24 protein-coding genes and 2 pseudogenes are annotated in these 26,936 nt (G+C 72.4%); 19 read left to right on the forward strand and 7 right to left on the reverse strand.

From position 1 onward, the window contains the following. The 5 genes from AC07F0_RS30240 to AC07F0_RS30260 form a co-directional block, all read left to right on the forward strand. Positions 1 to 462: alpha-glucosidase C-terminal domain-containing protein (locus AC07F0_RS30240; RefSeq protein WP_478983197.1), on the forward strand; the 462-nt coding region annotated here is incomplete at its 5' end. After that, positions 459 to 2,177: a maltose alpha-D-glucosyltransferase gene (gene treS, locus AC07F0_RS30245; protein WP_478983199.1), complete on the forward strand. Its 1,719-nt coding sequence runs from the start codon at positions 459 to 461 to the stop codon at positions 2,175 to 2,177. The genes AC07F0_RS30240 and treS, both read left to right, overlap by 4 nt. Positions 2,178 to 2,205: 28 nt before the next feature. After that, the gene (locus AC07F0_RS30250) at positions 2,206 to 3,576 is read left to right on the forward strand and encodes a maltokinase N-terminal cap-like domain-containing protein (RefSeq protein WP_478983200.1); all 1,371 of its coding nucleotides are present in this window, start codon (positions 2,206 to 2,208) and stop codon (positions 3,574 to 3,576) included. 3 nt (positions 3,577 to 3,579) lie between these two features. Continuing rightward, the gene (gene glgB, locus AC07F0_RS30255; RefSeq protein WP_478983201.1) at positions 3,580 to 5,787 is read left to right on the forward strand and encodes a 1,4-alpha-glucan branching enzyme; all 2,208 of its coding nucleotides are present in this window, start codon (positions 3,580 to 3,582) and stop codon (positions 5,785 to 5,787) included. A gap of 113 nt (positions 5,788 to 5,900) precedes the next feature. Next, on the forward strand, positions 5,901 to 6,989 hold the full coding sequence (locus tag AC07F0_RS30260; protein WP_478983202.1) for a glutamate--cysteine ligase 2: 1,089 nt from the start codon (positions 5,901 to 5,903) through the stop codon (positions 6,987 to 6,989). 49 nt (positions 6,990 to 7,038) lie between these two features. Here AC07F0_RS30260 and AC07F0_RS30265 read toward each other — a convergent pair whose 3' ends face one another. Beyond that, positions 7,039 to 7,272, reverse strand: a complete 234-nt coding sequence (locus AC07F0_RS30265) for a DUF6480 family protein (RefSeq protein WP_086558894.1) — start codon at positions 7,270 to 7,272, stop codon at positions 7,039 to 7,041. 149 nt (positions 7,273 to 7,421) lie between these two features. Here AC07F0_RS30265 and AC07F0_RS30270 point away from each other — a divergent pair, with 149 nt between their 5' ends. Both AC07F0_RS30270 and AC07F0_RS30275 read left to right on the forward strand, forming a co-directional pair. Beyond that, positions 7,422 to 9,320, forward strand: a complete 1,899-nt coding sequence (locus tag AC07F0_RS30270) for an AMP-dependent synthetase/ligase (RefSeq protein ID WP_478983203.1) — start codon at positions 7,422 to 7,424, stop codon at positions 9,318 to 9,320. A 116-nt stretch (positions 9,321 to 9,436) separates the two neighbouring features. Further along, positions 9,437 to 9,871, forward strand: coding sequence for an ATP-binding protein (locus AC07F0_RS30275; protein ID WP_010033269.1), 435 nt, complete (start codon positions 9,437 to 9,439; stop codon positions 9,869 to 9,871). 45 nt (positions 9,872 to 9,916) lie between these two features. On the opposite strand, the gene AC07F0_RS30280 is transcribed toward AC07F0_RS30275, so the two are convergent. Further along, positions 9,917 to 10,288 (reverse strand): PRC-barrel domain containing protein, encoded by a 372-nt coding sequence (locus tag AC07F0_RS30280; RefSeq protein ID WP_478983204.1) that lies wholly within the window; start codon positions 10,286 to 10,288, stop codon positions 9,917 to 9,919. 339 nt (positions 10,289 to 10,627) lie between these two features. Between AC07F0_RS30280 and AC07F0_RS30285 the strand changes: the two genes are divergently transcribed. From AC07F0_RS30285 to AC07F0_RS30325, 9 genes and pseudogenes are all read left to right on the forward strand, one after another. Next, positions 10,628 to 11,029, forward strand: coding sequence for an STAS domain-containing protein (locus tag AC07F0_RS30285; protein WP_356036397.1), 402 nt, complete (start codon positions 10,628 to 10,630; stop codon positions 11,027 to 11,029). Between the two features lie 266 nt (positions 11,030 to 11,295). After that, entirely contained in the window at positions 11,296 to 12,183 is an 888-nt protein-coding gene (locus AC07F0_RS30290; protein ID WP_478983205.1) for an STAS domain-containing protein, read from the forward strand. After that, entirely contained in the window at positions 12,180 to 12,599 is a 420-nt protein-coding gene (locus AC07F0_RS30295; protein WP_086558899.1) for an STAS domain-containing protein, read from the forward strand. The genes AC07F0_RS30290 and AC07F0_RS30295 overlap by 4 nt, the downstream gene beginning before the upstream one ends. Continuing rightward, the gene (locus tag AC07F0_RS30300) at positions 12,599 to 13,039 is read left to right on the forward strand and encodes an anti-sigma regulatory factor (protein ID WP_478983313.1); all 441 of its coding nucleotides are present in this window, start codon (positions 12,599 to 12,601) and stop codon (positions 13,037 to 13,039) included. Before AC07F0_RS30295 ends, AC07F0_RS30300 begins: the two co-directional genes overlap by 1 nt. Further along, positions 13,039 to 13,497: pseudogene (locus AC07F0_RS30305) on the forward strand (anti-sigma regulatory factor); the annotation flags it as partial. The gene AC07F0_RS30300 and the pseudogene AC07F0_RS30305, both read left to right, overlap by 1 nt. 375 nt (positions 13,498 to 13,872) lie before the next feature. Then, positions 13,873 to 14,481: pseudogene (locus AC07F0_RS30310) on the forward strand (SpoIIE family protein phosphatase); the annotation flags it as partial. Continuing rightward, complete coding sequence (locus tag AC07F0_RS30315) at positions 14,478 to 16,208, forward strand: PP2C family protein-serine/threonine phosphatase (protein WP_478983206.1); 1,731 nt, start codon at positions 14,478 to 14,480, stop codon at positions 16,206 to 16,208. The pseudogene AC07F0_RS30310 and the gene AC07F0_RS30315, both read left to right, overlap by 4 nt. Before the next feature lie 217 nt (positions 16,209 to 16,425). Continuing rightward, entirely contained in the window at positions 16,426 to 17,796 is a 1,371-nt protein-coding gene (locus tag AC07F0_RS30320) for an NAD(P)/FAD-dependent oxidoreductase (protein WP_478983207.1), read from the forward strand. An 86-nt stretch (positions 17,797 to 17,882) separates the two neighbouring features. Then, positions 17,883 to 20,123: an FUSC family protein gene (locus tag AC07F0_RS30325; protein ID WP_478983208.1), complete on the forward strand. Its 2,241-nt coding sequence runs from the start codon at positions 17,883 to 17,885 to the stop codon at positions 20,121 to 20,123. A 602-nt stretch (positions 20,124 to 20,725) separates the two neighbouring features. On the opposite strand, the gene AC07F0_RS30330 is transcribed toward AC07F0_RS30325, so the two are convergent. The 5 genes from AC07F0_RS30330 to AC07F0_RS30350 all read right to left on the reverse strand — a co-directional run bounded on the left by AC07F0_RS30330 (position 20,726) and on the right by AC07F0_RS30350 (position 24,121). Beyond that, on the reverse strand, positions 20,726 to 21,160 hold the full coding sequence (locus tag AC07F0_RS30330) for a hypothetical protein (protein ID WP_356927306.1): 435 nt from the start codon (positions 21,158 to 21,160) through the stop codon (positions 20,726 to 20,728). 28 nt (positions 21,161 to 21,188) lie between these two features. Next, the gene (locus AC07F0_RS30335; RefSeq protein ID WP_478983209.1) at positions 21,189 to 22,028 is read right to left on the reverse strand and encodes a DUF1206 domain-containing protein; all 840 of its coding nucleotides are present in this window, start codon (positions 22,026 to 22,028) and stop codon (positions 21,189 to 21,191) included. Between the two features lie 299 nt (positions 22,029 to 22,327). Then, positions 22,328 to 22,594, reverse strand: coding sequence for a DUF5133 domain-containing protein (locus AC07F0_RS30340; RefSeq protein ID WP_478983210.1), 267 nt, complete (start codon positions 22,592 to 22,594; stop codon positions 22,328 to 22,330). Positions 22,595 to 22,624: 30 nt separating this feature from the next. Continuing rightward, on the reverse strand, positions 22,625 to 23,479 hold the full coding sequence (locus tag AC07F0_RS30345; RefSeq protein WP_478983211.1) for an RNA polymerase sigma factor SigF: 855 nt from the start codon (positions 23,477 to 23,479) through the stop codon (positions 22,625 to 22,627). Positions 23,480 to 23,686: 207 nt separating this feature from the next. Beyond that, positions 23,687 to 24,121, reverse strand: a complete 435-nt coding sequence (locus AC07F0_RS30350) for an ATP-binding protein (protein ID WP_478983212.1) — start codon at positions 24,119 to 24,121, stop codon at positions 23,687 to 23,689. A gap of 319 nt (positions 24,122 to 24,440) precedes the next feature. Between AC07F0_RS30350 and AC07F0_RS30355 the strand changes: the two genes are divergently transcribed. The 3 genes from AC07F0_RS30355 to AC07F0_RS30365 all read left to right on the forward strand — a co-directional run bounded on the left by AC07F0_RS30355 (position 24,441) and on the right by AC07F0_RS30365 (position 26,934). Continuing rightward, the gene (locus AC07F0_RS30355; RefSeq protein WP_086565326.1) at positions 24,441 to 24,662 is read left to right on the forward strand and encodes a hypothetical protein; all 222 of its coding nucleotides are present in this window, start codon (positions 24,441 to 24,443) and stop codon (positions 24,660 to 24,662) included. A 76-nt stretch (positions 24,663 to 24,738) separates the two neighbouring features. Continuing rightward, positions 24,739 to 26,217: an aminotransferase class I/II-fold pyridoxal phosphate-dependent enzyme gene (locus tag AC07F0_RS30360; protein ID WP_478983213.1), complete on the forward strand. Its 1,479-nt coding sequence runs from the start codon at positions 24,739 to 24,741 to the stop codon at positions 26,215 to 26,217. A 261-nt stretch (positions 26,218 to 26,478) separates the two neighbouring features. Next, positions 26,479 to 26,934 carry a cyclic nucleotide-binding domain-containing protein gene (locus tag AC07F0_RS30365; protein WP_010033238.1) on the forward strand — a complete coding sequence of 152 codons (456 nt, stop codon included), beginning with the start codon at positions 26,479 to 26,481 and terminating at the stop codon, positions 26,932 to 26,934. The last annotated feature ends 2 nt before the right edge of the window (positions 26,935 to 26,936 follow it).

Here is a 26,936-nt window from a genome sequence, read left to right on the forward strand (position 1 = left end):
GAGGGCAGCGAGGAGTACCTCGACTCGGAGAAGTACCAGCTCAGGCACCGCGACTGGGAAGCCGCCGAACGCGAGGGCCGCACCATCACCCCGCTCCTCACCCGGCTCAACACCATCCGCCGGGAACACCCCGCGCTGCACCGGCTCAGGAACCTACGTTTCCACCACACCGACAACGACGCGCTCCTCGCGTACAGCAAGCGCACCGGGTCCGACATCGTCCTGGTGGTCGCCAACCTCGACCCGCACCACGCCCAGGAGGGCACGGTCTCGTTGGACATGCCGCAACTCGGCCTGGACTGGCACGAGTCGGTACCGGTGCGCGACGAGCTCACCGGCGAGACCTACCACTGGAGCAGGGACAACTACGTGCGCCTGGAGCCGGGGCGGGCTCCCGCGCACGTCTTCCACGTCCTGTCGCCGCCCGCCGCGCAAGGGAACGGAGGGGCAGAAACGTCATGACCGTGAACGAGCCCGTGCTGGACACCTTCGAGGACACTCCCGTCAGGGACCGGGACCCGGAGTGGTTCAAGCGCGCCGTCTTCTACGAGGTACTCGTCCGCTCGTTCCAGGACAGCGACGGGGACGGCGTCGGGGACCTGAAGGGCCTGACCTCGAAGCTCGACTACCTCCAGTGGCTCGGTGTCGACTGCCTGTGGCTGCCGCCGTTCTTCAAGTCCCCGCTCCGGGACGGCGGCTACGACGTCTCGGACTACACCGCCGTCCTGCCGGAGTTCGGCGATCTGGCCGACTTCGTGGAGTTCGTCGACGCCGCCCACCAGCGCGGCATGCGCGTGATCATCGACTTCGTCATGAACCACACCAGCGACCAGCACCCGTGGTTCCAGGAGTCCAGGAAGGACCCCGACGGGCCCTACGGCGACTACTACGTGTGGGCCGACGACGACAAGGGCTATCCGGACGCCCGGATCATCTTCGTCGACACCGAGACGTCGAACTGGACGTTCGACCCGGTGCGCGGCCAGTACTTCTTCCACCGCTTCTTCTCGCACCAGCCGGACCTCAACTACGAGAACCCGCGCGTCCAGGAGGAGATCCTGGCCGCGCTGAAGTTCTGGCTGGACCTGGGCATCGACGGTTTCCGGCTGGACGCGGTGCCGTATCTGTACGCGGCCGAGGACACCAACTGCGAGAACCTGCCCGCCACCCACGCGTTCCTCAAGCGCGTCCGCCGCGAGATCGACGCGCTGTACCCGGACACGGTGCTGCTCGCCGAGGCCAACCAGTGGCCCGAGGACGTCGTCGACTACTTCGGCGACTACGCGAGCGGTGGCGACGAATGCCACATGGCGTTCCACTTCCCGGTCATGCCGCGCATCTTCATGGCGGTGCGGCGCGAGTCCCGCTACCCGGTCTCGGAAATCCTGGCCAAGACCCCGGCCATCCCCTCGGGCTGCCAGTGGGGCATGTTCCTGCGCAACCACGACGAACTCACGCTCGAGATGGTCACCGACGAAGAGCGCGACTACATGTGGGCCGAATACGCCAAGGACCCCCGCATGCGCGCCAACATCGGCATCCGCAGGCGCCTGGCTCCCCTGCTGGACAACGACCGGCACACCATCGAGCTGTTCACCGCGCTGCTGCTGGCCCTCCCCGGCTCGCCGATCCTCTACTACGGCGACGAGATCGGCATGGGCGACAACATCTGGCTCGGCGACCGGGACGCCGTCCGGACCCCCATGCAGTGGACCCCGGACCGCAACGCCGGGTTCTCCACCTGCGACCCCGGCCGCCTCTACCTGCCGGCGATCATGGACCCGGTCTACGGCCACCAGGTCACCAACGTCGAGGCGTCCATGGCCTCGCCGTCGTCGCTGCTGCACTGGACCCGCCGCATGATCGAGATCCGCAAGCAGAACCCGGCCTTCGGCCTCGGCTCCTACACCGAACTGTCCTCCTCCAACCCCGCGGTGCTGGCCTTCCTGCGGGAGTACGAGGACGACCTGGTGCTGTGCGTGAACAACTTCGCGCGGTTCGCCCAGCCCACCGAACTCGATCTGCGTAAATTCGCAGGGCGCCATCCGGTGGAGCTGTTCGGGGGGGTCCGCTTCCCCGCGATCGGCGAACTGCCGTACCTGCTGACCCTCGGGGGCCACGGCTTCTACTGGTTCCGGCTCACTCGAGTCGCATCCCGCATCAGCAGGCGACTGTGAGCATGCGCCGACGAAAGGAGGCGTGACCATGCCGAAGACCGCATCCCTCCGCCCGAGTCTCACGCGCCTGGCCGAGCCCATGGAGTCGCTCGGCGGGCTGCTGCGCGACTGGCTGCCCCGCCAGCGCTGGTTCGCGGGCAAGGACCGGCCCGTCACGGAGCTCGGCCTGCTGTCGATGACCGAGCTCTTCCCGGGCTGTCTGCACCTGCTGGTCCACGCCGGCCACGCCGGCCACACGGGCGTGCCGTCCCCGGGCGGTGCTCCCCCGGCCGGCGACTGCTACCAGCTCCTGCTCGGCGTACGGGAGCATCCCGCGCCACGTCTCGGGCGGGCGCTCATCGGGCGGGTGCAGGACGGTCCGCTGGCCGGTCTGACGGTCTACGACGCACTGCACGACCCCCGTTCGGCCCAGCTGCTCCTGGACCGGCTGCGGCACCCCGGCACCGCCGGCCCCCTGCGGTTCGACTGCGACCCTGACCAGCCGGTGCCCGGCGGACTGGTGCCGCGGCTGCTGGACGCGGAGCAGTCCAACTCCTCGCTGGTGTACGGCGACGAGTACATCCTGAAGGTCTTCCGGCGCATCCAGCCGGGCGTCAACCCGGACCTGGAGGTACCGGGGGCGCTGGCCCGGCAGGGCTGCCACCGCGTGCCCGCGCCCGTGGCCTGGTTCCAGACGAAGCATCCGTTCAGGGCCACCCTCGGCGTGCTCCAGCCGTATCTGCGGGACGCCTCCGACGGCTGGACGCTGGCGCTGCACGCCCTGGCCGCCGGCGACGACTACACGACCCAGGCCCGGGCGCTGGGCGCGGCCACGGCGGAGGTGCACCTGGCCCTCGCCTCGGCCTTCCCGGTCGGCGAGCCCGGGGAGAACGGGCAGACGGCGGCCGCGATGACCGAGCGGCTGGCCGCCGCCGCGCACTGCGTGCCCGCGCTCCAGCCGTACGTGCCGGGCCTGCGGGCCGCGTTCGCCGCCCTCGCCACCTGCGACGCCGGGCCGCCCGCCCAGCGCATCCACGGCGACCTGCACCTGGGTCAGGTGCTGCGGGCCGGGCGCGAGTGGTTCGTCATCGACTTCGAGGGCGAGCCGTCCCGGCCGCTCTCCGAACGGCGCAGCGCCCACTCCCCCGTGCGGGACATCGCCGGGATGCTGCGCTCCTTCGACTACGCCGCCCGGCAGCGCCGCCCCTGGCGCCCGGAGTGGGCGCGACGCTGCCGCGAGGCCTACTGCGCGGGCTATGCCGTCCGCGCCGGCTGGGACCCGCGGAAGAAGCACGGACTGCTCCGGGCCTATGAGACGGACCGGGCCGTGTACGAGGTGCTGTACGAGGCACGGCACCGCCCCGACTGGCTGCCTGTACCGATGGCGGCGATCGAGCGCCTCGCTGTGAGAGGAGACTGAGCCGTGGCCCTGCGCGACACCTCAATCCCGGAGCCCTCCGGCCCGGTCCCGGGCGCGACCGCGCCCGCCCTGAGCCCGGAGGACCGCGGGCGCCTGCTGGCGGGCGCCCACCACGATCCGCACGCGCTGCTGGGCGCCCACCCGGTCCCCGGCGGGATCGTGTTCCGGGCTCTGCGCCCCTTCGCCCGCTCGGTGAGCGTGGTGACCGGCGGCAAGCGCACCCCGCTCGTCTCGGAGGGCGACGGCCTGTTCTCCGCCGTGCTGCCGCTGACGGAGATCCCCGCGTACACGCTGCACGTGGTGTACGAGGGCGGTGAGCAGGAGGTGCACGACCCGTACCGGTTCCTGCCCGCACTCGGCGAGCTCGACCTGCATCTGATCCGCGAGGGCCGGCACGAGCAGCTGTGGCAGGCTCTCGGGGCGCAGCCCATGACCCACGAGGGCGTGACCGGCACCCGGTTCACGGTGTGGGCGCCCAACGCGCGGGGCGTACGGGTCGCCACGGACTTCACCTACTGGGACGGGACGCAGTTCCCGATGCGCTCGCTCGGCGCGTCGGGTGTGTGGGAGCTGTTCCTGCCGGGCGTCGGCGAGGGCACGGCGTACAAGTTCGAGATCACCTCCCGGTACGGCCACCGCTTCCTCAAGGCGGACCCGATGGCCCGCCGCACCGAGGAGCCGCCCAACACGGCGTCGATCGTGACGGCCTCGCACTACGAGTGGGGCGACGCGCAGTGGATGGCGCACCGCGCCGACACGCCGGTGCACGAGGCGCCGTTCTCGGTGTACGAGGTGCACCTGCCGTCCTGGCGGCCGGGGCTGGACTACCGGCAGCTCGCCGAGGAACTCCCGGCGTACGTGAAGGACCTCGGGTTCACGCACGTGGAGCTGATGCCGGTCGCCGAGCACCCCTTCCACGGCTCCTGGGGCTACCAGGTCACCGGCTTCTACGCGCCGACCGCGCGGCTCGGGAGCCCGGACGACTTCCGGTACTTCGTCGACGCCTGCCACCGGGCGGGCATCGGCGTGATCATGGACTGGGTGCCGGCGCACTTCCCGAAGGACGACTGGGCGCTGGCCAGGTTCGACGGGGATCCGCTGTACGAGCCCGGGGACGCGCGGCGCGCCGAGCACCCGGACTGGGGCACGTACGAGTTCGACTTCGCCCGCACCGAGGTGCGCAACTTCCTCGTGGCGAACGCGGTGTACTGGTGCGAGGAGTTTCACATCGACGGGCTGCGCGTCGACGCGGTGGCGTCGATGCTCTACCTGGACTACTCGCGCGAGGACGGCCAGTGGGAGCCCAACGCCTACGGCGGCCGGGAGGACCTGGCGGCCATGGCGTTCCTCCAGGAGATGAACGCGACCGTGTACCGGCGGGCCCCCGGCGTGGTGACGATCGCGGAGGAGTCCACCGCCTGGGGCGGGGTGACGCAGCCCACCGACGCCGGCGGGCTCGGTTTCGGGCTGAAGTGGAACATGGGCTGGATGCACGACTCGCTGGAGTACCTGTCCCACGAGCCGGTGCACCGCAAGTACCACCACCACGAGATGACCTTCTCGATGGTGTACGCCTACAGCGAGAACTACGTCCTGCCGATCTCCCACGACGAGGTCGTGCACGGCAAGCAGGCGCTGGTGTCGAAGGCGCCGGGCGACTGGTGGCAGCGACGCGCGAACGTCCGAGCCTATCTCGGCTTCATGTGGAGCCACCCCGGCAAGCAGCTGTTGTTCATGGGGCAGGAGTTCGCCCAGGGCGCCGAGTGGTCGGTGGAGCAGGGGCCGGAGTGGTGGCTGCTTGACGACGGCTACCACTCCGCGGGTGACCACCGGGGCGTGCGTGATCTGGTCCGTGACCTGAACAGGGCGTATCTGGCGACGCCGGCGCTGTGGCAGTGCGACACCCGCCCGGAGGGCTTCCGCTGGGTGGCGGTGGACTCGGCCGACGACAACGTCTTCGCGTTCCTGCGGTACGACGCGCAGGGCGGGGCGCTGCTGGCGGTGTCGAACTTCTCCCCGGTCGTCCGGCACGACTACGGCCTCTGGGTCCCGGGTGACGCGGTCGCCTGGCAGGAGATCCTCAACACCGACGACCTGCGCTACGGCGGCAGCGGCGTCACCCACCCGGATCCGGTCAAACCGGAGGACGGCTGTGTCCGGATCACGCTGCCGCCGCTGGCCACCGTGTGGCTGACGCCGTTCGCTGCGTGAAGTCCCGCGACCGCACCAGGTGTCCGACCCGCCTGTGAGGGGCACTGGGTGTCGTACCACCGGGAACGCCCGGTGGTCGACGCGGCAGGGTCAGGGGAAGGGCGGGCATCAGGGTGCGCACCGTCGGAGTGGAGGAGGAGCTCCTCCTGGTCGATCCGGAGACCGGCGAACCGCGGGCGATGTCCGCGGCCGTGCTCGCCCGGGCCGCGCAGGACGACGCGGATCAGGACGTCTTCGAGAAGGAACTCCACGAGCAGATGCTGGAGTTCGCCACCCATCCGCAGTCGTCCATGGAGAGCCTGCGCGCGGAGATCGTCCGCTCCCGCAAGGAGGCGGCCCGGCACGCCGGGGAGATCGGCTGCACGGTCGCGGCGCTCGCCACGTCCCCGCTGCCGGTCAGCCCCGCGATCGGCGTCAACCGCCGGTACCAGTGGATGGCCGACCAGTACGGCATCGCCACCCGGGAGCAGCTCGTCCTGGGCTGCCATGTGCATGTGTCCGTCGAGTCCGACGAGGAGGGCGTCGCGGTCATCGACCGGGTGCGGCCCTGGCTCCAGGTCCTGACGGCACTCAGTGCGAACTCGCCGTTCTGGCAGGGCAAGGACACGGGGTACAGCAGCTACCGCAGCCGGGTGTGGCTGCGCTGGCCGTCGGCCGGCCCGACCGAGATCTTCGGCTCGGCCGAGCGGTACCACCGGCTGATCGCGGACATGGTGGCCACCGGCGCGCTCCTCGACGACGGGATGATCTACTTCGACGCGCGGCTCTCCCAGCGGTATCCGACGGTGGAGATCCGGGTGTCGGACGTCTGTCTGCACTCCGGCACGGCCGCGCTGGTCGCCACGCTCGTCCGCGGACTGGTCGAGACCGCCGCACGCGAGTGGCGGGCCGGCCGGGAACCGTTCGGCCACAGTGTCAGCCTGCTGCGGCTGGCCGACTGGATGGCCGCCCGGTCCGGTCTCTCGGGCGAGCTGCTGCACCCCGCCACCATGCGGCGCCTGCCCGCCGAGGCGGTCGTGCGTGCCCTGCTGGACCACGTCGAGGAGGCCCTCGCGGACACCGGTGACCTGGAGCGGGCCCGGGCCGCCTGCGAGGAGCTGCTGCGGGACGGCAACGGCGCCCAGGTGCAGCGCACCCTGATGGAGCGCACGGGGAGCCTGCGGGACGTCGTCACCGAGTGCGTCCGGCACACCCAGGCGTGAGGCGTCCCGCCTGCTGCGGGAGACCGGTCCGGAAGGCGCCGACCGGACCTCAGAGGATCAGGGCGAGGGCGTAGGCCAGGAAGAACGCCGCGATCAGCACCACGAGGACGATGATCACGGCCATCGGTGCCTTGGCCCAGCCCTTGGGCGGGTTGTGCGTCTCCCGGGGCCCCGCCTCGGGCAGGCTGCTCTCCGCGGGCGGGGTCTCGCCCGGCGGTACGCCGCCGCCCGGTTCCAGGCCGGAGCTGCGTTCGGGTTCGGGATCGGGACTGATGTGACTCATGCCGTCCGGGTCCCCCGATCACGCCGAGATCATCAGCGGGACGACTTCCGTATTTCCCGACCCCTGAAGGCCCCGGCTCGACTACATTCGAGCCCCGCCGATGACGCTACCCGTCGGCAACGTCACACCCCGTACCCGTCAGGAGCCGCATGCGCGACCTCGCCCTCGCTCCACCGGCCGTCTCGCCCCTGACCGGCGGGCTCGCCGACAGCGTCTTCGAGACCGCGGACCGCGAACCCACCCGGCCGGTGCTCGCCCGCCGCGCCGACCCGGCCGCCGCCTCCTGGGAGGAGGTGACGGCGATCGAGCTGCGCGACCAGGTGGTGGACGTCGCCAAGGGTCTGATCGCCTCCGGGATAGCGCCGGGGCACCGCGTGGCGATCATGGCGCGCACCCGGTACGAGTGGACGGTCCTGTGCTACGCGCTGTGGGCCGTGGGTGCCGAGGTCGTCCCGGTCTATCCGACGTCGTCGCGCGACCAGGTCGAGTGGATCCTGCGGGACGCCGGCTGTGTGGCCGTGGTCGTGGAGGACGAGCAGGGCGTCATGACCGTCGGCTCGGTGTGCGCGTCCCTGCCGCTGCTGCGCCACGTCTGGCAGCTGGACGCGGGCGCGCTGGAGGACCTGGCGGCGCGCGGGGAGTTCGTGCCGCTGGCCACCGTCGACTCGATGCGCCGTATCGTGCTGCCGGACTCCACGGCCGTCATCGCCTACACCTCCGGCACGTCCGGCCACGCCATGGGCTGCGCCCTCAGCCACCGCAACCTGGCCGCCCCCTGCGACACGCTGCTGGCGGGCTGGGGGCACACGGCGGCGCCGCGCGGCGAGCAGGGCTCCGTGCTGGCTTTCCTGCCCTTCTCCCACGTGTACGGGCTGATGATCCAGGGCCTGTGCGTGCGCGGCGGACTGCTCATGGGCCACCAGGCCGAGCTGGGCGGGGAGGCACTGTCGTCGGCGCTGCGCTCCTTCAGGCCCACCTACTTCTACGCGGTCCCGTCGGTCTTCGAGAAGATCTACAAGAACTTCCTGCGCACGGCCCAGCAGGGCGGTCACGGCGGTCTGTTCGAGCGGGCCGCCGAGACGGCGCGTCACTTCGCCGCGGCCCTGGAACGCCAGCGGCTGGGCCGGGGCCGCGGCCCCGCTTTCGATCTGCGGCTCCAGCACGCCCTGTACGAGCGCACGGTGTACCGCAGGCTGCGGGCCGCGCTGGGCGGCCGGGTGCGGCGGGCGACCTCGGGCGGCTCTCCCCTCAGCCGCGACCTGTCGCTCTTCTACGAGGGCATCGGCATCTACGTGCACGACGGGTACGGCCTGACGGAGACCGGCGGCGGGGTGACGATGCAGCCGCTGGGCCGTGAGAAGTCCGGGACCGTCGGGCAGGCCCTGCCGGGCACGGAGATCCGGGTGGCCGAGGACGGGGAGATCCTGGTGCGCGGCCCGTCGGTGTTCCAGGGATACGTGGGCGACGAGGCCGCTTCCCGGGCCGCGCTGCGCGGCGGCTGGCTGGCAACCGGGGACCTCGGGCAGCTGGACTCGGAGGGCTATCTGACGATCACCGGCCGCAAGAAGGACATCATCGTCACCAGCAGCGGCAAGAGCGTCGCCCCGGCCGCCCTGGAGCAGCGGCTGCGGATGCACCCGCTCATCCACCAGGCGGTGGTCGTGGGCGACAACCAGCCCTGTGTCGGCGCCCTGATCACGCTGGACCCGGAGTTCCTGGCGCACTGGCGGGCGGCGCTGGCGCTGCAGGGCGAGATGCGGGAGGCGCGGGAGGAGAACGCGCTGCGGGAGGAGGTGGCACGTGCCGTGGCCGCGGCCAACAGTTCCGTGTCGCGGTCGGAGTCGATCCGGGTGTTCCGGGTCCTGCCGGAGCCGTTCGACGTGACCAACGGGCTGCTGACGCCCTCGATGAAGCTGCGCCGGGACGAGATCGTGCGGCACTACGCGTCCGAGATCGACGCGATGTACCAGTCGCGCAGGCGTCCCGGGCGTGCGCTCACCGGGGACGAGGCATCGCACTGGGACGACTCGGACAGCGTGTTCCGTTGAGCACGGAGCCGGACGCGTAGGCCTCGCCCCCTCGGGAACACGCAACAGTGGCGACGCATGAGAAAGGACGACAGCCCTGACGACAGCCCTTGCTGACGCCGGGCCGGAAAGGCGATATGTCAACCGAGCCGCGTGGGGATGACGCACTGACCTCCGAGGAGATTCCGAGCCGCACGAACAGCTTCGTGGGCGAGCCGCACGACGTCACGGGAGCGCGGCTGGCCGCGGAGGAGTTCCTGCGCGATCTGTCACGCTCCTCGCCGCCCTCTGCCCCCGAGTACTGGGACGACATCCTGTTGGTGGTGACGGAACTGGCCGCCAACGCGGTGCAGTACGCCCCGGGTCCGTTCGCGCTGCGGATGCGCCGGACCTTCGACGGGGTGCATGTGGTCCTGCACGACACCAGTTCCACGGAGCCGGCCCCGCGCCCCTTCGATCCGCGCAGCGGGGGCGGCGGCATCGGCTGGCATCTGATCCACACCTTGTGCGACCAGGTCAGCGTGGTGAGCGACGAGCGCGGCAAGGACGTGCACGTCTTCCTGCCCTGGTGAGCCGGGCGTGTCACGGGCGCGGCGCGCCCGTGACCGGCTCGGGGTTCAGGCCGAGGCCGTCGTGCGCGGCGGCAGCCTGTCGTAGTAGTCGCCGACGGCCGTGAGGTACTCCGGGTCACGGGTCTCACTGTCGGTCTGGAAGCGGGGCGCCGCCTTGGCGTCTCCCCTGGTGCAGGCCAGTGTGATCTTCCGGCCCTGCGGGTCGATGCCGGTGACGACTCCGGCCGGCACCAGGACGCTGCGGCCGAACACCCACACGCCGGTGTCGACGACCAGGTGCCGCATGCCGTGCGGGGCGTCCTCACGGTCCACGTGCCCGATCGTGCCGTCGGTCGCGGCGACGGTGAAGCCGGTCAGGTCCTGCCCCTCGACGTGACCGCTGTCCGGCGCGTACGACCAGATTCTGTCGATGGCCACGCTGCTCCATCCTCCCTGACGGTGTGCGGATCGCGGAGTCCGGCGGACGGTTCCCGCCCGACCGCTCCACAGCAGCAACTACCCTCCTGCCGCAAGCGCATTCGGCGCACACACGTGCCACCGTACGCCGTCGGCACCCGGGCTTGGACAAGGTTCGCCGTCGGGGGCATGGGAGGCGGTTTCCGGGGTAATCGCGGGGCGCGGTGAAAACGGAGCGCGGTGGCGAAGGGAGGCAGATGAAAAACGGCAGCAGAGCCCGCACCAGAACCGGCATCGCCCCGCACCGCGGTCATCCGCAGAGGTGACCCGCCCAGGCCGTAGCACTTGTTGGAGGTACCCGTGCCCCTCGCCCAGAACCCGCTGTCCGTGGAAGTCGAACTGCCCCGGGAGGACGTGGCCCTGATCACGGTCGACGGCTACCTGGACGTCGACACCGCGACCGAGTTCCAGGCCCATCTGGCCAACCAACTCCATCACGGCCGACGGCACTTCCTGCTCGACCTGTCGTCCGTCCCCTTCATGGACTCGTCCGGGATGAACATCATCCTGCGGGTGTACCAGGAGACCCGCAGGACCGCCGGCAGCGTGCATGTCATCAACCCGACCCCGGCCGTGCGGCGCGTTCTCGACCTGACCGGCGTCAGCATCACGGTGCCGATATCCGAGAGCGTCGACGAGGCTCTGGCCCGCGCCGACGAGGTGCCGGACACCCCCGAGGAGCCGGGGGCGCAGAGCGCCTGACGGGCCGGGTGGCCCCTCAGGCACGCCGCCGGCGGGACCGGCGGCCCGGTACCCTCGGTTCGCTCTGCCCGGACGGCCGTTCGTCCTGTGCGCGCCGGTGACGGCGCCGGTCAAGTGCCGTTCCCCCGGACCGGATCGGTTGCGCGGGATCCGGTGTCGTACGAGGTCGGCGCATGGTTAGAGTTGTCGCCCGGCAAGTGTCACAGCACCGTCCCGTTGCCTTGAAGCGGGCTCGGTCGACGCAACGCGGATGAGGAGAGAACCAGGTGCCGGAGCACGAAGCGGACGGACAGCTCGCCACGCCGACACACGAGGTCAGGGACTTCCTGCACCGCAGGCGTGAGCAGATCGCCCAGCGGTGGGCGGACGAGCCCTTGTTCCGCACCGTGTTCACCGTCTCGCGTGACGAGGCGGTGGAGGCGAGCAAGGTCGTCGTGGACGCGCTGGCCCAGGTGGCCGACTCGGATCAGGTGGAGGACCCGGACGCCGCGGGATTCAGCGGTGTACGTGAGCAGCTGGCCCGGATGGGGGCGGCCCGCTCGCGGGCCGGGCTGTCGAACACCCAGGTCGCCAGTGAGCTGGCCGCCCTGCGGCCCCCCGTGGAGAACCTGCTGGCCACTGATCTGGAGCAGGCGCCGCACGAGCATCTGCGGGCGTGTTCGACGGCGCTGACGGTGCTGATGGGCACCCTGCGGCTGGTCGCCATGCAGACGGCGCTGAGCGAGTGGCAGGCGCTCAGCGACCGGCAGCGGCTCCAGCTGATGGAGGTGGCGACGCCCGTCATCCGGCTGTGGGACGGGGTCGTGGCGGTGCCGCTGATCGGGACGCTGGACAGTGCCCGCAGCCAGGTGGTGATGGAGACGCTGCTGAACGCCGTCGTCGACCAGCACGCCCGGTTCGCGATCCTCGACATCACCGGGGTGCCGACGGTGGACTCGCTGGTGGCGCAGCACCTGATGAAGACGGTCGCCGCGGCGCGGCTGATGGGCGCCCAGTGCATCGTCTCGGGCATCCGCCCCGCCATCGCGCAGACCATCGTCCATCTCGGCCTGGACCTGGACGTGATCACTCGCGCGAGTCTCTCCGACGCGCTGCGGTACGCGCTGCACGAGCTCGGCGCAGACATCGTGAACCCGGGTGCGGGTCAGCGGTGAGCGACGCGTACTCCCGTCCCGTCCCGGGCCACGTGCCGGTTCTCCGGCTCGGTGACGTTCTGCTGGTCACCCTCCAGGGGGACCTGCACGACAGCACGGCACAGCAGCTCCAGCAGGACCTCGCGGAGACCATCTCCCGTACCGGGGTGCGTGGTGTCCTCATCGACATCTCCGGAGTGGAGATCGTCGACTCCTTCCTCGGCCGGGTGCTGGCCGAGATCGCCGCGCAGGCCAAGCTGCTGGCCGCGCGGACCGTGGTGGCCGGCATGCGCCCGGCGGTCGCCATCACCCTGGCGGAACTGGGCCTGACGCTGCCCGGGCTGAGCACGGCGCTCAGCACCGAGGCGGGCATGGAGCTCCTCACGCAGCAGACCCCGGCGTACCGTCCGGGCGGCCCGCGTCAGGAGAGTCCGTGATGCACACTGCCGCGGGCGTGGAGGCCTGCTTGCCCATCCGGTCGGACATGGACCTGGTGTGGGTGCGACAGCACGTGCGGCAGGCCGCGGCCCGGCTCGGCTTCGGCCTGGTGGAGCAGACCAAGCTGGTCACGGCGGCCAGCGAGCTGGCCCGCAACACCCTCGTGCACGGCGGTGGCGGACAGATGGAGGCGACGCACCTGTGCGGCGGTGGTGCACAGGGGCTCCGGCTGGTCTTCACCGATGAGGGGCCGGGCATCCTCGACCTGGAACAGGCGCTCAGCGACGGCTACACCTCCGGCGACGGGCTGGGGATGGGGCTGAGTGGCGCCCGGCGCCTGGTGCACGACTTCGAGATCGACAGCACGCCGGGCGACGGCACCACCGTGCGGGTGACCTGCTGGGCGGCCCAGCCGCCGCGTCCGCGCGAGGAGGCCTGATGCCGCGCGTGTGGGACGTCCCGGTGCGTGACTCGACGCGGGTGCGCGACGCTCGGGTCGCCGCGGAGAGCGCGGCCGCGCTGGCCGGTCTGGACGAGCGGCGCACCGCTGCCGCCGCGCTGGTCGCGACCGAGCTGGCCACGAATCTGCTCAAGCACGCCGAGGGCGGTCAGGTGCTCATCGACGTCGTGGCCCCGCCCGCGCCACGGGAGGACGGCGCGGAGTCCCGGGTCGTGCAGATCACCACGATCGATCACGGACCGGGCATTCCGGACCTGCCCGCGGCCCTGCGCGACGGTTTCTCCACGACCAGCTCGCTCGGCGCGGGCCTCGGCACGTGTCAGCGGCTCGCCGACGACTTCGCCCTGCACAGCACGCCCGGCCGCGGCACGGTCGCGGTGGCCCGCGTGGGCGGCACGCCGCGCGGTGGCGGTGCTCCGGCCGTGCGGGCCGGGGCCGGCTTCATGGCGGGCGGCCGGTTTCCGGCGGCGGGTACGCCTGTTCCCGGCGCCCCGGCGCGGTCCGAAGGCGGGTCCTTGGCCGGCGGCTGGTGGCCGGGCGGTGCCGCACGGGCGGGCGACGCACCGCCGGGAGCCGTGGCATGCGGCACCCTGACGGGGCACGCGGCCATGCCCGGCTGCGCGGCGGTCTTCCCCGGGCGGGCGGGTGGCGCGGCCGGGGACGACAGCGTGCCCGGGGACAGTCGGGGGCTCGGGGATGGCCCCGGTCCCCGGCAGGTCTGCGCCGTTCCGGACGGTGAGGTGCGGGGGCCCGGCACACCGGGGCGGGCAGGACGGCCCGGCCCGTCGGGTGACCGGTCCGTGCCCGTCGTCGGTGTGCGTGCCGGCGGCGTGAACATTCCCTACGGCGGAGCCGAGTACTCGGGTGACGCCTGGGCGTGGGTGCGTTCCGGGGACCGGCTGACGCTGATGCTGGCGGACGGTCTGGGGCACGGCCCGGAGGCGGCCCGGGCCTCGTCCGCCGCGGTCACGGCGCTGCACCGCTGGGCCCACCTCTCCCCCGCCGAGTCGCTGCGGCGGCTCCACGACGCCCTGAAGGGCACCCGCGGGGCGGCCGTCGCCCTGGCCCAGCTCGACGTGCGGGCCGGGCGGCTGCGGTTCGCCGGCATCGGCAACGTGGGTGCGCGGCTGCGCGCGGACGGCACCTGGCGTCCGCTGCTGTCGCGGCCCGGCATCGTCGGCGTGCACCGGCCCGGCACCCTCCGCGAGGAAGAGGCCGACTGGGCCGCCGACCGGCTGCTGGTCCTGCACACCGACGGCCTGCCCAGCCGCTGGACGCCGCCGTCCGACGCCGATCTGCCCGCGGCCGACCCGGCCGTGACGGCCGCCCTGGCGATACGCGACGCGAGCAGTCCCGCCCGACCGGTGCGGGACGACACCGCCGTGGCCGTGCTGACTCCGACCCCGCCGGAACTCCCATGATGCGCACTTGGCAGATCACCACCGTCACCGATGCGGCACGCGCCCGCATCGCCCTGGCGCGCCTGGCCGCCGCGTACGGTGTGCCCACCGTCGAACGGACCAGGCTGGCCGCCGCCCTCAGCGCCCACCTGCGGCAGTGCCTCACCAAGGGCGGCACCTGGCTGCTCACCCTGGACATGGCCGGGGCCCCCGCCGAGGAGGGGCTGCTGCACGCCGTGGTGACGCCGTCGCCGGACGCGTCGGCCGCCGCCGGGGAGCCGCCGTGGGAGGTCACGGTCCCCTGCCCGGAGGCGGCCCGGGCCACGGAGGCCGGCGCCGTCGAAGACGATCCCGCCGCCCTCGCGGAGGCGCTGCTCGGCGCCGACGAGGACACGGCCGTGGTGCTGGACAAGCTCACGGAGCAGGAGGACCTGGTCGCCTTCCATCGCGAGGAGCTGCACCAGACGAACCAGGGCGTCCTGGCGCTGCACGCCGAGCTGGACGCGGCCGGCCGGGCCCAGCGCGAGGCCTTCGCCGCCGAGCGCAGGGCACGCAACGAGGCGGAGAGCGCCCGCCGCAGGCTGACGTTCCTCGCGGACGCGAGCGCCGTGCTGACGGCCTCTCTCAACCACGAGGAGATCGTGCGGCGGCTGCCGGACCTGCTGGTGCCGGAGTACGCCCGCAGCGTGGACGTCTGGCTGTTCGACAACGAGGACGACAAGCACCGGTCGGCGCCGCATCCGGCCGCCGCCGTGGTCGCGGCCCGGACCGGGCGGCCGCAGTACGCGGCCGAGCATCCCGGCGGACTGCCCGGCGTCGACGACCAGCCGCCGTCCGCGCTGGATCCCACCCGGCCGCTGCTGTGCGTTCCGCTGCCGACGCGCCGGGCCCCGCTGGGTGTGCTGACCCTGTCGCCGCCCGGTGCGCGCTGGGACCCGGACGACGCGGTGATGCTGATCGAGCTCACCCGGCGGGCCAGCATCGCGATCGACAACGCCCGGCGCTTCGAGCACAACCGCGACATCGCCGAGACGCTGCAACGCGCCCTGCTCACGGATCTGCCGGCCACTCCGGGCCTCAGACTCGCCGCGCGCTATCTGCCGGCCACCCACGGGCTGAACATCGGCGGTGACTGGTACGACGCGTTCCCCCAGCGGGACGGCGGTCTCATCACCGTCGTCGGCGACGTGACCGGGCACGGGCTGCACGCGGCCGTCATGATGAGCCAGCTGCGCACGGCGCTGCGGGCGTACGCGGTCGATGGTGACAGCCCGGGCCGGCTGCTGACCCGGCTGCACCGGTTCCTGCACCATCTCCAGCCGGATCTGTACGCCACCGCCGTCATCGCCCGGTTCCACCCGGACGAGCCCACGCTGACCTGGGCCGCCGCGGGCCATCCGCCGCCGGTGCTGCGGCTGCCCGACGGCACCGTGCGCACCCTCGACGCCAAACCCGGCGCCATGCTGGGCATCCCCCTCACCCAGGAGATCGGCGACCACACGGTGCGCCTGTCGCCGGGCTCGACGCTCGCGCTGTACACGGACGGACTGGTCGAACGGCGTGCGCAGGGCATAGACCCGGGCATCGAGCGGCTGGCCTCGGCGCTCGGCGGTTTCCGTTCGGCGGAGCTGGACGCCGATCTGGAGGGCTCGGCGGACCGGATCCTGCAGCCGCTGCTGAGCGATTCCGAGCGCGACGACGACGTGTGTCTGCTGCTGTGCCATCTCCAAGGGGACGCCGCGTCCTGACGGCGGGTCCCGCCGGCCGTGTGTGCACGCGTTCTTCACTCCCGCCTGGTGCTTTTCGGCCACGGGGCGGGCATGGTGGTGATCGACGCCTTCGTCTGCCTGCCGCGTCCGACTGGTGTGCCGGTCGAAGACGCGGTGGGATCAATGGGGTGCGAACCGGCGATCCAGGGGCAGTCGATAGGCGTTCGAGGCAGACCGCCTGGAGCCGCAGAAAGGGATGAACACCGTGACACGACCCAGGATCCTGGTGGTTGGCGCAGGCTTCGCCGGCGTGGAGTGCGTCCGCCGTCTGGAACGGAAACTCTCCCCGGACGAGGCCGACGTCACGCTGGTGACGCCGTTCGCCTACCAGCTCTACCTGCCGCTGCTCCCCCAGGTCGCCTCCGGTGTGCTGACGCCGCAGTCGATCGCCGTCTCGCTGCGCCGCAGCAAGAAGTACCGCACGCGGATCATTCCGGGCGGGGCCATCGGCGTCGATCTGAAGTCCAAGGTCTGCGTGATCCGCACGATCACCGACCAGATCGTCAACGAGCCGTACGACTACATCGTGCTGGCTCCCGGCAGCGTCACCCGCACCTTCGACATCCCGGGGCTGACGGACCACGCGTTCGGGATGAAGACGCTCGCCGAGGCCGCGTACATCCGTGACCACGTCATCTCGCAGCTGGACCTGGCCGACGCGAGCCAGGACCCGCAGGAGCGTGCGTCGCGGCTGCAGTTCGTGGTGGTCGGCGGCGGCTACGCGGGCACCGAGACCGCGGCGTGCCTGCAGCGGCTGACCCACGCGGCCGTCAAGCGGTACCCGCGGCTGGACCCGGGCCTGATCAAGTGGCATCTGATCGACATCGCGCCGAAGCTGATGCCGGAGCTCGGCGACAAGCTCGGCAGCAGCGCACAGGAGATCCTGCGCCGGCGGGGCATCGAGATCTCCCTCGGCGTCTCCATCGCCAAGGCGGGCCCGGAGGAGGTCACCTTCACCGACGGGCGGGTGATCCCGACCCGCACGCTCATCTGGACGGCCGGGGTCGTCGCCAGTCCCCTCATCGCGACGCTGGGCGCGGAGACCGTCAAGGGGCGGCTCGCGGTCACCCCCGAGATGAACCTGCCGGGCGACGACGGGGTGTTCGCGCTGGGCGACTCCGCCGCCGTACCCGACCTGGCCAAGGGGGACGGGGCCATGTGCCCGCCCACGGCGCAGCACGCCCTGCGGCAGGGCCGGCACGTCGCCGACAACGTCATCGCGTCGCTGCGGGGCGGGCCGATGCGGCCGTACGTCCACAAGGACCTGGGGCTCGTCGTCGACCTCGGCGGCACCGACGCGGTCTCCAAGCCGCTGGGTGTCGAACTGCGGGGCCTGCCCGCCCAGGCCGTGGCACGCGGCTACCACTGGTCGGCGCTGCGCACCAACGTCGCCAAGACGCGGGTGATGACCAACTGGCTCCTCAACGCGGTCGCCGGCGACGACTTCGTCCGGACCGGGTTCCAGGCCCGCAAGGCCGCGAGGCTGAAGGACTTCGAGTACACCGACGCCTATCTGACGCCGGAGCAGGTGCGGGCTCACGTGGAGGGAACCGCCCGGCAGGAGTAGGCCGGGCCGGACGGGGCCTTCCGCTCGTGGCATGTCATGCTGAGGTGCGGATCTTGGTGTGGTGAGTCGGGAGAGAGTGCGGCGGCGTGAGGGCAGCGGGACGGTCGGTGCGGGCACGGCTGCGGGACCGGATCGCGGCGTCCGACCCGGGCCTGCTGCGCCTGACGGCCGGGCTGCGGACGGTCGGCGCCATCGCCGTCACGCTGGCCGTGCTCACCCTGTTCGGGGCCGATGTGCATCTCCTGGTGGCGGGGGCCATGGCGGCGATGGTCGCCACCTTCGCCATCCGGGAGAAGCAGCTCGGCGCCCAGGCCGTGACGCTGGCGCTGGGTCTTCCGGTGGCGCTGGTCTCGGTGACGCTGGGCGCGGTGCTCAACGCGCGTCCGTACGTCGGTGACGTCTTCTTCGTCGTCCTGATCTTCTGCGCGGTGTACGGCCGCCGGTTCGGGGACCGCGGCACGGCGCTCGGGCTGATCGGCTTCCAGGTCTACTTCCTGTCCCTGTTCGTCGGCGCCGAGGTGTCCGCGCTGCCCACGCTGTGCGGCGCCATCGCCGTGGCGTTCTGTGCCAGTGCCGTGCTGCGCTTCGCGGTCGTGCCCGCGACCCCCACGGGCGTCCTGCTCCGGCTGCGTCTGGCCTTCCGCGCCCGGCTGGCCCAGCTGGTGTCCGCCCAGCTCGACCTTCTCGACGCCGCCCCGGACGAGATGGACAAGGCCCTGGAGGCCGTGCGCGAGGGCACGGCGCGGCTGCACGAGACGGCGATGATGATCCAGGCGCAGCTGGAGGAGGGCACCCCGGACGAGTCGGCGGCCCGTCTCGTGCAACGGCGTATCGCCGACGCCGAGATCGCCGCCGAGCGGCTCGGTCTGCTGCTGCTGACCTCCCGCAGCGCCGAACGGGCCGACACCCTCACCCTGCACCTGCCGGGCGCTCCCGCGCCGTCGGTGGGGCAGCCGGCCGTGCCGGACGAGGCCACGGCCACGCTCCGCCGTGATCTCCAGGCGCTGCGCGCCCTCGTGCTGCGGGCCGGGAGCGGCGATGCGGGGACCGGGCTGGCGCACGTGCGCAACCGTCTCCTCGGCTACCGGGACGAGGAGAACCTGCCGCCCGCGCCCGCGGCCGTTCAGGACGTGTTCCGTGGCATCGGCGAGGCGGCCCGCTCGGTGCTGGGGCTGCGGATCGCGCTGGACGGCCCGCAGGACGAGTCGGACGACACCCCCGCGACGGCCCGCTCCCGTGAGGAGCTGGACGCGGAGGACGCCGCGATCGACGGCGGTGAGGAGCCGGCGGAGGAGCAGGAGACGGGGCTGCGGCGGCCGACCACGCGTGCGGCCGTGCAGGTCGCGGTCGGGTCGGCACTGGCCATCGTGGGCGGCGAGCTGCTGTCCACGCAGCGCTGGTACTGGGCGGTGCTGACGTGCTGGATCGTTTTCCTGAACACCGCCTCGACGGGCGAGATCCTCGTCAAGGGGTACCGCCGGCTGCTGGGCACGGTGTTCGGCGTGGTGGCGGGAATCGTCCTGGCGGGTCTGGTCGGGCAGCACACCTGGACGGCGTTCGGCCTGGTCCTGGTGCTGATCTTCGCGATGTTCTACGTGGCGCCGCTGTCGTACACGCTGATGTCGTTCTTCGTGACCGCGATGCTGGGGCTGCTGTACACGCTGCTGCACACCTACAGCCTCGACGTGCTCCTGCTGCGGGTGGAGGAGACGGCGCTGGGCGCGGCCTGCGGTGTGGTCGCGGCGGCGCTGGTGCTGCCGGTGCGGACCGACCGCCGGACGAACGAGCTGCTCGGCACGGTCCTGGAGCGGCTGGCCGATGTCACCGAGGCCGCGGTCGGACAGCTGAGCGGCGGGTCGGCGGACGAGCTGCTGGACAAGGCGCGCGACCTGGACCAGGCGCTGGCCGACCTGCGGGCCGCCACGCAGCCGCTGACCCATCCGGTCACGCCGCTGCGGGCCCGGCGCCACACGGCCCGCTACGTGGTGGCGCTGCTGGAGACCTGCGCGTACCACGCGCGGACGCTGGCGGCCACCGCCGAGCTGCTGCCCACACATCCCTCGATCGCGGCGGACCCCCGGCTGCGCGGGGCCGCGGGGCGCACGGTGCGCAACATCGAGACCATCGCGGCCCGGGTCGCGGACGAGCACGCCGCCGCCCGGGTCGAGACCGGGCCGAGCATCGCCTCACTTCTGGGCTCCGACGCCGGCACACCACGCTACGGCCGAATCACCGACCGCGTGCTGCGGCATCTGGAACGGCTGGACGAGGCCGTGGTGGGCCTGGCCCGGCCACTGGGCGTGCCGGTGGGGGAACCGCGGGCCTGAAGGGCCGGAGACCGCGGCCCGGGGGCCCGGGGGGCCCGGGGGCCCGGGGGCCCGGAGACGGGGCCGGGGCCGGCGGCCAGGGGACCGGGGCCCGGAGGCCGGAGAGCTGGGGGACGAGGCCGTGGTGGGCCTGGCCCAGCCGCTGAGCGTGCCGCTGACAGAACCGCGGGCCTCAACGGCCGCGGGCCGGAAACCGCGGACCGGAGGCCGAGGACCCGGAGGCTCGGAGCGACCGCGGACCGGAAGCCGAGAACCCGAAGGCTCGGAGCGACCGCGGACCGGAAGCCGAGAACCCGAAGGCTCGGAGCGACCGCGGACCGGAAGCCGAGAACCGAAGGCTCGGAGCCGGGGGACAAGGCCGTGGTGTGCCTCGCCCAGCCGCTGAGCGTGCCGCTGGCGGAACCGCGCGTGAAGGGCCACGGGCCAGAGACCGGAGGTCGGGGGCCTGGAGGGCTGGGGCCTGGGACTCGGGGACCGAAGGCCCCGAGGCCGACAGGCCCGAGGGCCGGGGCCGGGGGCCGGGGCCGGGGCCGGGGGGCCGGGGCCGGGGGGCCGGGGCCGGGGGGCCGGGCCGAAGGCCGGGCGTCAAGGGCCCGGGCCGGTCAGAAGTCGGTGGGCAGGCCGCTCACCTCGGCGATGCCCCGCAGCTCCTCCGTCTGCCGGTGGCGTTCCTTGATGTAGTCGGCGATCTCGCCGAGACGGACCGGGTCGGACGCGGTGGACGCGTCCGTGACGATCCTGACCGGGCCGGTCTCGTCGACGTCGAGTTCGATCACTTCGTTGTCCAGGCGGCCGGTGACGGCGGTGGCGATCACGAGGGCCACCTCGTCCCGCACCTCCTGGGGCAGTTCGTCGTCGGCCCCGGAGTCGAGCGCGAAGTCGAGGCTGGACAGGCGCTCCTCGTCGATCGCCTGGAGGACCGGTTCCACCACGCGCATCAGGAGGCGGTAGTCCTCCGTGTCCATCCGGATGCGCAGGAGGTCCAGGTACACGTCCACGGGCCGGCCGTCGCCATGCGGAATCTCGGAATCGCTCATTGGCTTCGTGTTCCCCGGATGGCGCGGCTCAGACGCGGCGCCAGCGGGCCATGGCGAAGGAGAACACCCCGAACAGCACCAGCCCGGCCGCGACGCAGACCAGCAGCCAGGGGCCGAGAGGAGTGTCCGCGAAGCTGCGCAGGGTGTCGTCCAGGCCCTTGGCCCGGTCGGGTTCGTAGTCGACCGCGGCGCGGACGGCGAAGACCCCGGCCACGGCGAACACCAGCCCCCGGGCGGCGCCGCCGGCCACGCCCGTGACGTCCACCAGCCGTCGTGTCCGGGGGCTCATCTGCCCGAGCCGGAGCTTGTCGCGGTACTTCCTGAGCACCGCCCGTACGCCGATCCACCCGCCGACCGCGACGATCGCGAGGCCGGCCGCGCCGACCAGCCACTGGCCCGCGGGCATCTCCAGGGCCCTGGCGGTGGCGTCCTGGGACTGCCGGTCGCTGGATCCGCCGCCGCTTCCGCCCCGGTCCGCCGCGAACGACAGCACGGAGTAGGCGACGAAGACGTAGAACAGGAAGCGGGCCGTCGCCAGCAGCCGCTTGCGGGCGCTGCGGCCGTCCTGTCCGACGGAGCCGAAGAGCGCCTCGGACAGCCGCCACAGGGCCATACCGGCGAGTCCGATGCCCAGTGCCCACAGCATCACCGCGCCGAACGGCTTCTGCGACAGTTCGGCCAGGGCTCCCCCGCGGTCGGCCTGCTCACCGGTGTCGCCGAAGGCGATCTGCACCGCCAGGGCCCCGACGAGCAGATAGATCACACCGCGGGCGGCCAGGCCCGCCCGTGCCGCCCCCTCGACAGCCGAACCCCGTGCCGCTCGCCGGGCCCGGATCCGGCCGTCCTGTGCCAACGCACTCGTGTTCATGTCGACCTCCCGGCACTCCGGATGCCCCGGCTCGCCCGGCACACACCCGGCCCGGCCACCGGACCAGGGGATTCCGGTCAGAGCGGGGCCTGTAGACGCGGGCCCGGGCCCGGAGGTCGCGCACTTCGGCGCGCAGGCGCTCCAGTTCGGTGTCGTCGTCTGCGGCCTTCCGCCCCGCTGTGGACTTGAAACTCCCCGGTCTAGGTGGCATGGCACGACAGGGCCCGGCCTCGGCTGCCGCCGTCGGCCGGGCCCCTTCGGTGCCACGCCATCCCCGTCACGTCATGCGCACACTCCGATCACGCGGGCTCCGGGGTCGGCGTGCGCTGCCCGGTGCCGGTGGCCGGGGCGAACTCGCGGGCCGGTGCGGGTGCGGTCGCGAGCCACTGGTGAGCGACTTCCAGGGCGCGTTCGACGTGCCGGGTGCCGGTGGACACGCACAACGTGTACTCAAGGTCGCGTGCCCGCGCGCTCAGGTCGGCCGGTTCGCCCGGTCGCGCGGCGGCCGACAGTGCTTCGTACTCGTCGACGAGGCGGCGCAGCACGGCGGGATGGGGCCTCAGCATGGGTTTCTCGCTCCTCGGTGGGTCGGGTGGTCAGGCCGTCGTGGAGGTGCCGTGGGTGCCCGTCCGCTGCCCCAGGACCTCGTCGCGCACGCGGGCGCAGCTGCGGCTGATGAGGCGGGAGACGTGCATCTGGGAGATGCCCAGGTGGTCGGCGATGCGGCTCTGTGTCATGTCCTCGAAGAACCGCATGTAGAGAATGGCCCGCTCGCGTTCCGGCAGGCGGCGCAGGCCTTCCTTGGCGGACTCGCGGTCGACGACGACGTCATAGGACGAGTCCGCCGCGCCGAGGGTGTCCGCGAGGCTGTAGCCGTCGTCGTCGGCGGAGAGTTCGGCGTCCAGCGACAGGGTGCTGAAGCTCTCCAGCGCCTCGAGCCCGGCGCTGACCTCTTCCTCGGTCAGGCCGGTGTGGGCGGCGATGTCGGCCACGGAGGGCTCGGGGCTGCCCGGGTTCTGGGTGAGTTCACGGCGTGCCAGCCGCACCTTGTTGCGCAGTTCCTGCACGCGGCGGGGGACCCGCAGGGCCCACATGCGGTCCCGGAAGTGCCGCTTGACCTCGCCGGTGATGGTGGGGACGGCGTAGCTCTCGAAGGCTCCCCGGCTCGGGTCGAACCGGTCGATGGCCTTGACGAGCCCGAGGGCGGCCACCTGCCGGAGGTCCTCGATCGACTCTCCGCGGTCGCGGAAGCGGCCGGCGATGCGGTGGGCCATGGGCAGCCACAGCGTGACGAGTTCGTCGCGGACGGCTTCCCGTTCCGGCCCTTCCTCCAGTTCCGCCAGCCGGGCGAAGAGAGCCGCGGTGTCCGGAGCGTCGTCGTGCCGCCGCCGGGTGGCGGTGGTCGTCGTTTCGGGCGTGCCGGGACGGTTGGTGGGCGTATCGATGAGCATGCGGATTCGCTCCTGAACAACGATGGTCTCAGGGACTTACCGCGGGACGGTCGCTGCCCGGATCGCCTGGAGGGCCTCCGGGGCAGTCATACACACCGCTCCCGCTGGCGCGCCTCCGGTCCGAAGCACGAGATTGCGTCTGCCCTGACCCCGGTGGACCAAACTCCACTTTGCTGAGCAATCTGGAGTGAACCGGTCCGCGGGCGTTCAGGTCAGGGGGACGACGGCGGTGATGCGCTTGCCGCCGGCGGGCAGATCGGACACGCGGACGTCACGGGAGAGCCGGCAGACGATGGGCCAGCCGTGGCCGCCGTGCCGCAGCCGTCCGTGCGGATCGGCGGGCGGCGCGGCCACCGGCAGTTCGTCGCTGCGGTCGCTCACCGAGAGCCGCACACCGGGCCCGTCGACGTCGACCTGGAAGTCGGTGACTCCGCCGCCGTGCAGGATGGCGTTGGTCGTCAGCTCCGAGGCGACGAGCAGCGCGTCGGACAGGGCGTCGGCGTTACAGGCGGTATGGGTCGTGCGGCAGCGCTCGGCCACGGCGCGCTCCACGGCCCGGCGTGCCTCGGCGGGTTTGCACGGCCGGGCCCGGTGCGCACCGGGCGACTCGAATACTGATTCGATCATGTGCTCCTCGCACATCCTTCAGCTCCCTGCTCGGTCAGACATGACCCGGGTCCGGATCCCGCACCGTGGCCGCCCGCCCGGGCACACCTCGGGCTCACGGACCCGCAATTCGGTGTTTTTCGTTCCACCGCCCGCGGTTTCGGGGTGTGTCGCGCGAGCACCGCGGGTCTCCTTAGTTCGGCTGACCTCTCCCCGCACCTGCAAACCTCGGTCCGGACCACTGTCGGAAAAACGACCCGAAAAGACCCCCTGGGAGACGCGCGGAACTCCGGGAAATCCGGGACGGACCGTGAATCGTTGCCATCACCACGCGTCGCCGGGGTACGCGGGGTGCATGACCGATGTGGTGGATTCCGACGAACTGCTGCGGCGCATCCAGCGCGCGAGGGCCTGCGCGGTGCGCGAGGAGCGGACGTGGCGGACCAGGAGCGAGGAACTCGGCCCGACCGACCCGCAGGGGGCCCGGGACGCGACCGTGCGGCAGATGTCCTACGAGGCGGTGCTGACGGTGCTGGACGAGATCCTGACTCCGGGCAAACACACCGCGGAGGGCTGACCAGGAGGTCCGCTGCCCGCTACCCGCTGCCGGGCACCGGCGGATTGTGCGGGCACCTCCCGGGAACCCGGTGCGCATGACAGTCGACCACACCAGAGCACCGGTCCTGGAAGCCCTGGACGAGTACCGCCGCAAGGGGCACCTGTCGTTCACGCCGCCCGGGCACAAGCAGGCCCGCGGCGCCGACCCGGCGGTCCGGGAGATCCTCGGTGACGCGGTCTTCCATGGTGACGTGCTGGCCTCGGGCGGTCTGGACGACCGGCTCACCCGGGGGCGGGTGCTGCAACGCGCCCAGGAGCTGATGGCCGACGCGGTGCACGCCGAGCACACGTTCTTCAGTACCTGCGGCAGTTCCCTGTCGGTGAAGGCCGCGATGCTGTCGGTCGCCGGGCCGCACGAGAAGCTGCTGATCGGGCGGGACGCCCACAAGTCGGTGGTGGCGGGGCTGATCATCTCCGGTATCGAGCCCGTCTGGGTCGAGCCGCGGTGGGACGCCGAGCGGCACCTGGCCCATCCCCCGTCCGCCGAGGACTTCGACCGGGCCTTCGACGCGCATCCGGACGCGCGGGGTGCGCTGGTCACGAGCCCCACGCCGTACGGAGGCTGCGCGGATCTGCGGGCGGTCGCCGAGGTGTGCCACCGGCGCTCGCTTCCGCTGATCGTGGACGAGGCCTGGGGCGCGCATCTGCCGTTCCACCCCGGCCTGCCGTCCTGGGCGATGGACGCGGGCGCGGACATCTGCGTGACCAGCATCCACAAGATGGGCAGCGGCCTGGAGCAGGGCTCGGTCTTCCATCTCCAGGGCGACCTGGTCCCGCCGGCGCTGCTGGGGATGCGCGCGGACCTGCTGGGCACCACCAGCCCGTCGGTGCTGATCTTCGCGGGCCTGGACGGCTGGCGGCGGCAGATGGCGCTGCACGGCGAGGAACTGATGGGCGGCGCGCTGGAGCTCGCGGCCGAGGTCCGGTCCGCCATCGAGGAGATCGACGGGCTGCACGTCAACGACCGCGACGACTTCTGCGGTCCGGGCCTGTCCGACGACCTCGACCCGCTGCCCGGCGTCATCGACCTCGCCGGACTGGGGATCACGGGCTTCCAGGCGGCGGACTGGCTGCGCGAGCACCGGCAGATCGACGCGCATCTGGTGGACCACCGCCGCATCGGCGCGCAGATCACCCACGGCGACGACCGCGAGACGACCGGGCAGCTGCTGGAGGCGCTGCGGGACCTCGCGCGGGCCGCACGGGAGCTGCCCCGGGCGCCGCGGGTGGAGGTGCCGTCACCGGCGGAGCTGCGGATGGAACAGGCGGTGCTGCCCCGGGACGCCTTCTTCGGCCCGGCCGAGGACGTGCCGGTGGCACGGGCGGCCGGACGGGTCGCGGCGGAGATGATCACGCCGTATCCTCCCGGCATCCCGGCCGTCCTGCCCGGCGAGCGCCTGACCGAGCCGGTGCTGGCGTACCTGCGGACCGGTCTGGCGGCGGGGATGCATCTGCCCGACCCGACGGACCCCGCGCTGGAGACGGTCCGGGTCCTGGCCGGGAATGCGCGGTGAAGTGAAACGGGTCACGCGACCCGGTCCCGGGTACACGCTCGCCCCATGGATGGTTTACGGTTCATACATACGTGGTGACGGAATCGACCCACTGTCCTCCGCACCACTGCTTACGGCCCTGGCTGGTTTCCCCCGTCCAGCCAGGGCTTTTTCATGCCCCGGAAAAGTTGTGCACGCCGAGGTGCCCGGGGGCCCGGCAGCGGCTGAAATGGGCTAAGGGAAAGCACCGGAAGTCGACCGCCCGGCGAGGAGCTCCGCGTCATGACCAAAGCGATCAAACTCCTGACGGCCCTGCCCCCGCCGCAGCGGCAGCGCCTGATGACGCTCGCCCGGGAGGTGTCCTTCCCCGAGGACGCCCGGATCTTCGAGGCGGGCGGCACGGCCGACCGCTTCTGGGTCATCCGCTCCGGCGCGGTCTCCCTGGACCAGCAGGTCAACTCCCTCCAGCGGGCGACCGTGGCCAGCCTCGGCGCGGGCGACCTGCTCGGGTGGTCCTGGCTGTTCCCGCCGTACACCTGGGACTTCGGCGCGCAGGCGTTCAGTCCCGTCCGGGCCTACGAGTTCGACGCGGCGGCCGTGCTGCGGCTGTGCGAGGAGGATCCGCAGCTCGGGCTGGTGCTGGTGCGCAACGTCGCCGAGGTGCTCGCGCACCGGCTGGAGATGACCCGGGGCAAGCTGATGGAGCAGTACACGCTGCACCGGCGAGGCGCCCTGTGAGA

This window comes from Streptomyces sp. NPDC045955, from assembly GCF_056430805.1.

Coding starts and splice junctions, on each gene's coding strand:
- treS (WP_478983199.1), top strand. CDS start 459: ATGACCGTGAACGAGCCCGTGCTGGACACCTTCGAGGACACTCCCGTC.
- AC07F0_RS30250 (WP_478983200.1), top strand. CDS start 2,206: ATGCCGAAGACCGCATCCCTCCGCCCGAGTCTCACGCGCCTGGCCGAG.
- AC07F0_RS30265 (WP_086558894.1), bottom strand. CDS start 7,272: ATGAGTCACATCAGTCCCGATCCCGAACCCGAACGCAGCTCCGGCCTG.
- AC07F0_RS30270 (WP_478983203.1), top strand. CDS start 7,422: ATGCGCGACCTCGCCCTCGCTCCACCGGCCGTCTCGCCCCTGACCGGC.
- AC07F0_RS30275 (WP_010033269.1), top strand. CDS start 9,437: ATGTCAACCGAGCCGCGTGGGGATGACGCACTGACCTCCGAGGAGATT.
- AC07F0_RS30300 (WP_478983313.1), top strand. CDS start 12,599: ATGCACACTGCCGCGGGCGTGGAGGCCTGCTTGCCCATCCGGTCGGAC.
- AC07F0_RS30315 (WP_478983206.1), top strand. CDS start 14,478: ATGATGCGCACTTGGCAGATCACCACCGTCACCGATGCGGCACGCGCC.
- AC07F0_RS30320 (WP_478983207.1), top strand. CDS start 16,426: ATGAACACCGTGACACGACCCAGGATCCTGGTGGTTGGCGCAGGCTTC.
- AC07F0_RS30330 (WP_356927306.1), bottom strand. CDS start 21,160: ATGAGCGATTCCGAGATTCCGCATGGCGACGGCCGGCCCGTGGACGTG.
- AC07F0_RS30335 (WP_478983209.1), bottom strand. CDS start 22,028: ATGAACACGAGTGCGTTGGCACAGGACGGCCGGATCCGGGCCCGGCGA.
- AC07F0_RS30340 (WP_478983210.1), bottom strand. CDS start 22,594: ATGCTGAGGCCCCATCCCGCCGTGCTGCGCCGCCTCGTCGACGAGTAC.
- AC07F0_RS30345 (WP_478983211.1), bottom strand. CDS start 23,479: ATGCTCATCGATACGCCCACCAACCGTCCCGGCACGCCCGAAACGACG.
- AC07F0_RS30350 (WP_478983212.1), bottom strand. CDS start 24,121: ATGTGCGAGGAGCACATGATCGAATCAGTATTCGAGTCGCCCGGTGCG.
- AC07F0_RS30355 (WP_086565326.1), top strand. CDS start 24,441: ATGACCGATGTGGTGGATTCCGACGAACTGCTGCGGCGCATCCAGCGC.
- AC07F0_RS30360 (WP_478983213.1), top strand. CDS start 24,739: ATGACAGTCGACCACACCAGAGCACCGGTCCTGGAAGCCCTGGACGAG.
- AC07F0_RS30365 (WP_010033238.1), top strand. CDS start 26,479: ATGACCAAAGCGATCAAACTCCTGACGGCCCTGCCCCCGCCGCAGCGG.